Here is a 9,306-nt window from a genome sequence, read left to right on the forward strand (position 1 = left end):
TAAGCGCAAAGGCTGCCGATTCAGATAAACTGGCTCCCAGACTACCTATGAGGAATTGAAACACATATTGGATATCAAAGATACCACCACCGGTCTTCAGCTCCCAGACTACCTATGAGGAATTGAAACCAGTCGCATCGTCAACATCGATGCGATATGCACCACCTCGCTCCCAGACTACCTATGAGGAATTGAAACTGGCAGCAGCTCTCGTGGGCTTGCTCAAGGAGTTCTGGCTCCCAGACTACCTATGAGGAATTGAAACGGTATATCCGAGTTTTACGAACCAGGGATTAGTTGCTCCCAGACTACCTATGAGGAATTGAAACTTATGTTCTTGGTACCAAAGTTTCCGGGGAACAATACGCTCCCAGACTACCTATGAGGAATTGAAACTTTCTCGCCTCCTTTTCGCCAATTTCCTCTTCCTTCGCTCCCAGACTACCTATGAGGAATTGAAACCTATCCTCGCCAACCGCTTCAGCGGCGACAATAGGCTCCCAGACTACCTATGAGGAATTGAAACAGCAGATTATGGCGGGTATCGAAAAAGCTATTGAACGCTCCCAGACTACCTATGAGGAATTGAAACTATCATCCGAGAAAGAAAGTTCCTTCTCAGACGATTGCTCCCAGACTACCTATGAGGAATTGAAACAAGACATTCCCTCTTAAGTACAGCCCAATGTATTTCTCGCTCCCAGACTACCTATGAGGAATTGAAACTCAGTTTTGGAACGGCGGCCACGAGCATCGGATCGGCTCCCAGACTACCTATGAGGAATTGAAACACGGGCATTCTTATGTTATCGATGGAATCTCGTTGCTCCCAGACTACCTATGAGGAATTGAAACGAGGTATGACATGAAGAACACAAGAGGATATGATGGCTCCCAGACTACCTATGAGGAATTGAAACCCGGCTCCTCTTGGGACTGGGGGGAAGCAAGAACTCGCTCCCAGACTACCTATGAGGAATTGAAACTAGAGACGATCGCCGAGGTAGAGATTGAGAGAGTCAGGCTCCCAGACTACCTATGAGGAATTGAAACATAAGCGAGAGCAAAGCCGAGCGAACTGCTACTGTGCTCCCAGACTACCTATGAGGAATTGAAACTCGTCTGACCCAGAGTAAGAGATCTTCCCGGTCAGAGCTCCCAGACTACCTATGAGGAATTGAAACACCTCGGCAACCATTGCAAACTTCTCTGATTTAGGGCTCCCAGACTACCTATGAGGAATTGAAACTCGCACCTTTTGCTGCCACGTCTTTGAAGAACGTAGCTCCCAGACTACCTATGAGGAATTGAAACCCGGATACCAATAGACATCTGATGTTTTTTTCAGGCTCCCAGACTACCTATGAGGAATTGAAACAATATTTTAAGCGCAAATGGGATTATAACAGGACAGCTCCCAGACTACCTATGAGGAATTGAAACTGAGCCATAAGCAAAATGAAGGCCCATTCGGCATTAGTGCTCCCAGACTACCTATGAGGAATTGAAACTCACATCGCCAACGATCTTTGCCCTAATCTCATCGTTTGCTCCCAGACTACCTATGAGGAATTGAAACAAAGATATCTGACAGCGGAGGAATACGAGAATAATGGCTCCCAGACTACCTATGAGGAATTGAAACATGACTACAACTACAATCCCGCTAGCGGAGGATTGCGCTCCCAGACTACCTATGAGGAATTGAAACTCAGAGCGTCACCACTGGCTGTAATCTTCACTGAGTCGCTCCCAGACTACCTATGAGGAATTGAAACCAGAAATTTCACACGAGTCGGCGCCGGGAGAGCTGGGCTCCCAGACTACCTATGAGGAATTGAAACGCAGGTATCGAAAAGGCTATTGAACTTGAAAACAGTGCTCCCAGACTACCTATGAGGAATTGAAACAAATTGTAACATACCATTATAGCTATATATTATGCTCCCAGACTACCTATGAGGAATTGAAACGCAGTGGCACGAAAACTTAAGAGCTTTGATCAAATTGCTCCCAGACTACCTATGAGGAATTGAAACTGGGCGCCTTTTCAAAGCTTTGACTACTTTTCTAACGCTCCCAGACTACCTATGAGGAATTGAAACTCTATCATGGTTCAAAATTCATGGAAAAGGGGGTGGCTCCCAGACTACCTATGAGGAATTGAAACTGAACCTGGCAATAAGTAAGTGAACAAAATTCACGGGCTCCCAGACTACCTATGAGGAATTGAAACTGAGAAGTAATCACGCCTCCTGGTCTGCTGTGTGGGTGCTCCCAGACTACCTATGAGGAATTGAAACCTTACTTGACTACTTACCTTGATTCACGTGCATTTCGCTCCCAGACTACCTATGAGGAATTGAAACGCGCAGTTGCTAGAAATTAGAAATGCACGTGAATGCTCCCAGACTACCTATGAGGAATTGAAACTTCGCTAGCGTGATATACCCATGCAATCTCTCCTGCTCCCAGACTACCTATGAGGAATTGAAACCAAAGTAGTTGGAAAAATGGAATATAGTATGATAGGCTCCCAGACTACCTATGAGGAATTGAAACACTTTCAATGGCGGGGCAAAATTCGGGCGAATTTTGGCTCCCAGACTACCTATGAGGAATTGAAACCGAAAGGAGTGTGAGAGAGATGGTAGAAAGCAAAAGGCTCCCAGACTACCTATGAGGAATTGAAACCCTCGATCTTCGTCTCTTTCTGATAGCTCTTCTTCGGCTCCCAGACTACCTATGAGGAATTGAAACCCGGCTTAGATGACGTTGAAAAGCTCAAGTCAATCGGCTCCCAGACTACCTATGAGGAATTGAAACTCCTGAGAAATGGTGAAGGCCTCTACGGTGAATCGAGCTCCCAGACTACCTATGAGGAATTGAAACTCAAGCTGTGGTTCGAATCTACAACTCCTATACACTGCTCCCAGACTACCTATGAGGAATTGAAACGCGAATAAGACGCCAGAAAAGCTTGAGAAAATCCTGGCTCCCAGACTACCTATGAGGAATTGAAACATTCATTTGACGGGTAATTATAATTTGTTCGTTTAGCTCCCAGACTACCTATGAGGAATTGAAACCTCAGCAATACCAGAACGCGGCATACACTTTGGTTTGGCTCCCAGACTACCTATGAGGAATTGAAACCTTTCTCATAATCAGTATAGTCATCTATCTCAACTGCTCCCAGACTACCTATGAGGAATTGAAACATGCGAATATCAATATTGGCAGTCACCACCTTTGTGCGCTCCCAGACTACCTATGAGGAATTGAAACTGAATGGGCACCGGGTGAGGCGCCGTGGGATACTTCGCTCCCAGACTACCTATGAGGAATTGAAACGTACTTGCAGAGAGGTAACAGTGCACGAAAATAAGTGCTCCCAGACTACCTATGAGGAATTGAAACTACCCAGGCTCATTTGACCTTTTCAACCCCGGAGTAGCTCCCAGACTACCTATGAGGAATTGAAACTTGCCTCGGTGCTTCCGGGAAGCCAGGGAACATCTTGCTCCCAGACTACCTATGAGGAATTGAAACTGGAGCAAATCTAACCGACTTCGCTATGCAATTTAAGCTCCCAGACTACCTATGAGGAATTGAAACGCAATTCTGCAGAGACTAGCTTTCGCAACGTTTCAGCTCCCAGACTACCTATGAGGAATTGAAACTCGAGTTCTTTGAAAGCATCCCGCCAGTCGTGAAATGCTCCCAGACTACCTATGAGGAATTGAAACGTAGTGCACGAAACCATTTACCATACTCTGAAGTTCGCTCCCAGACTACCTATGAGGAATTGAAACCTTGCTTACACATATGAGGATAATGACTGGGTATAGCTCCCAGACTACCTATGAGGAATTGAAACATGAGCAGTGGAAGAAAGTCAACGAAGGATCGAGCGCTCCCAGACTACCTATGAGGAATTGAAACTCTCCGTCAGTATATGGCGTAGCGTTTCCTACATAAGCTCCCAGACTACCTATGAGGAATTGAAACCTTGCGGAAGGCTGGCTACCGCTCGTAGATGAACCGCTCCCAGACTACCTATGAGGAATTGAAACGAAACCGTACTATCATGAGCGCAAAAAAATAGGGCTCCCAGACTACCTATGAGGAATTGAAACTTGAGTTCTTTGAAAGCATCCCGCCAGTCGTGCGCGCTCCCAGACTACCTATGAGGAATTGAAACTCTTGATCGGGATCTCAATGGGCCCGGTAGATCCGAGCTCCCAGACTACCTATGAGGAATTGAAACGTAGGAAGCCAGCTCCCAACAAGCACATCGGCAAAGGGCTCCCAGACTACCTATGAGGAATTGAAACCCGATCCTTCTTTGATATCGAAGGGCCAGACGGTGAGCTCCCAGACTACCTATGAGGAATTGAAACAAATCCCATTCAGGAAAACGGGTCGAGAGTTTGTCGCTCCCAGACTACCTATGAGGAATTGAAACCTCAAGTACAGATGGACCACCTGACCAATTGGATAGGCTCCCAGACTACCTATGAGGAATTGAAACGAAACCGTACTATCATGAGCGCAAAAAAATAGGGCTCCCAGACTACCTATGAGGAATTGAAACTTGAGTTCTTTGAAAGCATCCCGCCAGTCGTGCGCGCTCCCAGACTACCTATGAGGAATTGAAACCCGGTTTCCTGAACACGATTCCTTTGGAAAAGGGCGCTCCCAGACTACCTATGAGGAATTGAAACTCTCTCCAATTGTTACATCTGCCAGCCCCTTGACGAGCTCCCAGACTACCTATGAGGAATTGAAACTATAGAGGGTAACTGGATTCACGTACGAGACATATAGCTCCCAGACTACCTATGAGGAATTGAAACGCGAATAAGACGCCAGAAAAGCTTGAGAAAATCCTGGCTCCCAGACTACCTATGAGGAATTGAAACCCGGTTTCCTGAACACCATTCCTTTGGGAAAGGGCCGCTCCCAGACTACCTATGAGGAATTGAAACTTCAGCGTTGGCAAGTCAATGTTTGAGAGCTTCAGCGCTCCCAGACTACCTATGAGGAATTGAAACTTGTTCATCATGTTCAAAGGAGGCCTCAAGAGCAGTGCTCCCAGACTACCTATGAGGAATTGAAACTTGTATGTGATATGCTGGCTTGAGCCGGCCATAAAGGGCTCCCAGACTACCTATGAGGAATTGAAACTTCCTGTATTGAAACCTTGGATAGACCAGATAGGATAGCTCCCAGACTACCTATGAGGAATTGAAACCTAGAGCAAATAAAGAGCAACAGAAGCTCGAACATCGCTCCCAGACTACCTATGAGGAATTGAAACCAGCACAAATGAACCGGCCTCCGCAGTTGCCGCCTGCTCCCAGACTACCTATGAGGAATTGAAACTCGCATCATAAACCGCCTTTTCGCCTAATGCCTTAACGCTCCCAGACTACCTATGAGGAATTGAAACTGTCAAAAAAATATGTTGGTGACGTAGAGGCAGCTGGCTCCCAGACTACCTATGAGGAATTGAAACCGTGGTACTTTCCAACTGGCAGTAATATAGTACTCGCTCCCAGACTACCTATGAGGAATTGAAACTTTGCTAACGTGATATACCCATGTAGTCTCTCTTCGCTCCCAGACTACCTATGAGGAATTGAAACTTTTGTGAGTTAGGAAAAATGGAATCTAACATGATGCTCCCAGACTACCTATGAGGAATTGAAACTAGTGTCTATAATCGGCTATTCAAGTTAACATTGGAGCTCCCAGACTACCTATGAGGAATTGAAACCGATGCAGAGATGCTTCTCTAAAGGAGCCGTTTCCGCTCCCAGACTACCTATGAGGAATTGAAACCTATATTTAATCGAGGGAGTCGGAGGAATGAAGAGAGCTCCCAGACTACCTATGAGGAATTGAAACCTTGTTCTCTATCAGTAAATAGACCTTTCTCTATTGCTCCCAGACTACCTATGAGGAATTGAAACGATTATTGCCCTATCAGTCGGATCCGCTTTCTCCAGCTCCCAGACTACCTATGAGGAATTGAAACCTTGCTACTTAGACTCACGCGCATTTCTAATGGTCAGCTCCCAGACTACCTATGAGGAATTGAAACTCTATGAACCATGTGACCACTATGGAGGCATATCCTAGCTCCCAGACTACCTATGAGGAATTGAAACCAGCTGCAACCGTGGAGCATCTCGGACAGAACGGATCGCTCCCAGACTACCTATGAGGAATTGAAACTGGGAGAGGACTTTGCGTGGCTAACGGGGCTCTTGACAGGCTCCCAGACTACCTATGAGGAATTGAAACTTTCCCATCTCAAAGAAAAGATAGGTGGCTTTCGCTCCCAGACTACCTATGAGGAACTGAAACTAGAAAAATTGGCAAAGTTTTATATTCCGCAGGAGCATGCTCCCAGACTACCTATGAGGAATTGAAACTTTCAAAGAACGAAGCGTGGGATGTATTTCTTTCAGCTCCCAGACTACCTATGAGGAATTGAAACAGTGCTACTACTTCAGGGCTTCACGGCGGTTCTTGCTCCCAGACTACCTATGAGGAATTGAAACATCGGGTAATTTATAGCTGGGTGTGAGTTATAAATCGCTCCCAGACTACCTATGAGGAATTGAAACTTTGAAATGTATCGACAAATGATACTAACTGAAGGGCTCCCAGACTACCTATGAGGAATTGAAACTTTTGCGGACACAAGCGGGACATTCAAAGCATATCGCTCCCAGACTACCTATGAGGAATTGAAACCCAGAGCAAATAAAGAGCAACAGAAGCTCGAACATCGCTCCCAGACTACCTATGAGGAATTGAAACTCTGCCACGTGGACAAGCTCTTGCCCTCTGTAGAGCTCCCAGACTACCTATGAGGAATTGAAACCCGGATTTCTGAATACGATTCCTTTGGAAAAGGGTCGCTCCCAGACTACCTATGAGGAATTGAAACGTTAGGTACACTACTATACTATACTACTAAGTACACGTGCTCCCAGACTACCTATGAGGAATTGAAACGTGAGTCAGAGTTGGCTACAAGTCTAGAAATTAGGGCTCCCAGACTACCTATGAGGAATTGAAACCTTGCTACTTAGACTCACGCGCATTTCTAATGGTCAGCTCCCAGACTACCTATGAGGAATTGAAACTGTTATCGATGGAATCTCGTTCTCTTCTCATCCATAGCTCCCAGACTACCTATGAGGAATTGAAACTAGTATCCTAAAGTGAAGGCGGTGTGTAAGTATGAGGCTCCCAGACTACCTATGAGGAATTGAAACTTAATGAGTCGGAGCTAGCTACAGACCTTGAAATTGCTCCCAGACTACCTATGAGGAATTGAAACCGCTACCGATCCCGACTATGCGAAGAAGCTGACAAGGCTCCCAGACTACCTATGAGGAATTGAAACTTGCCTTTTTCTCTGTTAATGTAACCATGTTCTATCCCGCTCCCAGACTACCTATGAGGAATTGAAACCCCCGATTTTGAAATTTCCCCCAACATTCAGGGAAATGCTCCCAGACTACCTATGAGGAATTGAAACTTCGAAATGTATCGAAAAATGATATTAATCGAGGGGCTCCCAGACTACCTATGAGGAATTGAAACCAAAAGAGATCTCTTTTTTTTGCGCTCTTATCCTGGGCTCCCAGACTACCTATGAGGAATTGAAACTAACTGATGAGCTGCCAGAAGATATAATAGTGTGGGCTCCCAGACTACCTATGAGGAATTGAAACACTAAAATTAGGCATTTTTAGCCTAAATCTATATAGCTCCCAGACTACCTATGAGGAATTGAAACATGAAATATCTATCCATTCCCCAACATTAGTAGCAGCTCCCAGACTACCTATGAGGAATTGAAACCCCCGATTTTGAAATTTCCCCCAACATTCAGGGAAATGCTCCCAGACTACCTATGAGGAACTGAATCTTGAGAGAGAGTTCAATGAACTGGTCAAGGACTGCAGCTTGGGACATTTTACAAACTAGAGACATATTGGTTCAGTAGTCTACGGAAAAGGATCAAAGAGATATCACTAAAAGAGCAGGAAGGATCTCTCTTCCTTCCTGCCGTTAGGGTGTGTGAGTGGAGCAGTTGCAAGGGAAAACCAGTTGCAAGTGCCAAGTTGTGAGTTGCAAGAATAAGAGCTGCTGTACGCTGGAATAGCGGTCCTCGGTCAGCCGTCATCGGTCCTCCGATTTTTCAAGAGATTTGGAGAGTTTCCAGAGCATTCTATTAATGCTTTCGGCCTTCCTCTCGATTAGTTCAAGCTGATTTCGATTCATATAGCCAAACTCAAAGGAAATCTCAAGCTGGGCAACCGTCTCGTTCAGAAAATCCGCTTTACGATGCCTGCTGATCGCTGGAAAGACCGCTTTACTCTAAGAACCCGCCGAACGATAAAGGACAAGCTACCTGGGTAATGACTCCTTCTCTTCTTCTTTCATCAGAATCGCTCTTTCCCAGTCGAAGTGAAGGACTGTCTCGCGGTTCACGGCCTCTCCCCTGTCTCTGGAGACTATGACTCTCAGTTCATCTTTCGGCGCGCTGTTGTCATAGAAACGTTCGTGATGAAGCATGATTATCGTATCCGCGCAAGCGTTTATCTCTTCAGCGTCATGAAAGTCCTTCTGTTGAGGTACCTTGAACGGATTATCCATGACCGTCCTCTTCATCTGACTACCGAGAATAATGGGAATCTCAAGAAGCAACGAGAGCTCCTTGAACCAGTCGATCTCTCCCTCTCTCTCGCAAATCAGCTGCAGGTAATCGACGAAACAGACGTCGAAATTGAGCGAGGACTTCTCCTCCTCGATTTCATATGCCACTTCGTCTATCGCCCAGTCTCTGAGATCGAAGAAGAACAACGGAACCCTGTTCAGCTCTTCTCTCAAGCGCTCCGCATCTTCATAGTCTCTGAAGTGGCTCGAAGCAAACCTTTCCTTTAGCTGTGCAGTACTTTTCTCAAGTGTTACGTATGCGGTCTTGATTCCATCTCTCGCGAATCTGTAGGCCATATTGAGCATCAGTGTAGTCTTTCCCTGAGAGGGTCTCGATCCTATCACGACAAGGTCCGTTTCTCTCATAGGTTGAAGGACGTCGTTAAGTTTCTCTATCGGCCATTTGTACTCAGTCATTTCATTCACCTCCATAGAAATAGTTGTCAGTCAACGGTTCGCCGTTCTCCGAAAAGGTCAGATTCAATGGCCTAACCGCTCTTATGTTCTGTCAATAAACCGCTTCCTTGGACTGCTAAAGCTTCTTCTGCTATCATCATCATC

The 9,306-nt window shown here is 45.8% G+C and carries 1 protein-coding gene and 1 CRISPR repeat array (1 of these 2 running past the window's edge); the gene reads right to left on the reverse strand.

Annotation, left to right across the window (positions count from 1 at the left end; translation table 11 throughout):
- Positions 1–7,954: direct repeats of the CRISPR family, unit length 30 nt; unit sequence GCTCCCAGACTACCTATGAGGAATTGAAAC; it begins 1,093 nt to the left of the window's first position.
- 482 nt (positions 7,955–8,436) lie between these two features.
- Complete coding sequence (locus Q502_RS11810) at positions 8,437–9,162, reverse strand: DnaB-like helicase C-terminal domain-containing protein (RefSeq protein ID WP_165775386.1); 726 nt, start codon at positions 9,160–9,162, stop codon at positions 8,437–8,439.
- Positions 9,163–9,306 lie beyond the last annotated feature (144 nt).

This window comes from Mesotoga sp. Brook.08.YT.4.2.5.2. (genome assembly GCF_003351125.1).
Lineage (GTDB): Bacteria > Thermotogota > Thermotogae > Petrotogales > Kosmotogaceae > Mesotoga.

Excerpts from the sequence above, each read along its gene's own strand:
- Q502_RS11810 (WP_165775386.1), bottom strand. The coding sequence starts at position 9,162 with ATGACTGAGTACAAATGGCCGATAGAGAAACTTAACGACGTCCTTCAA.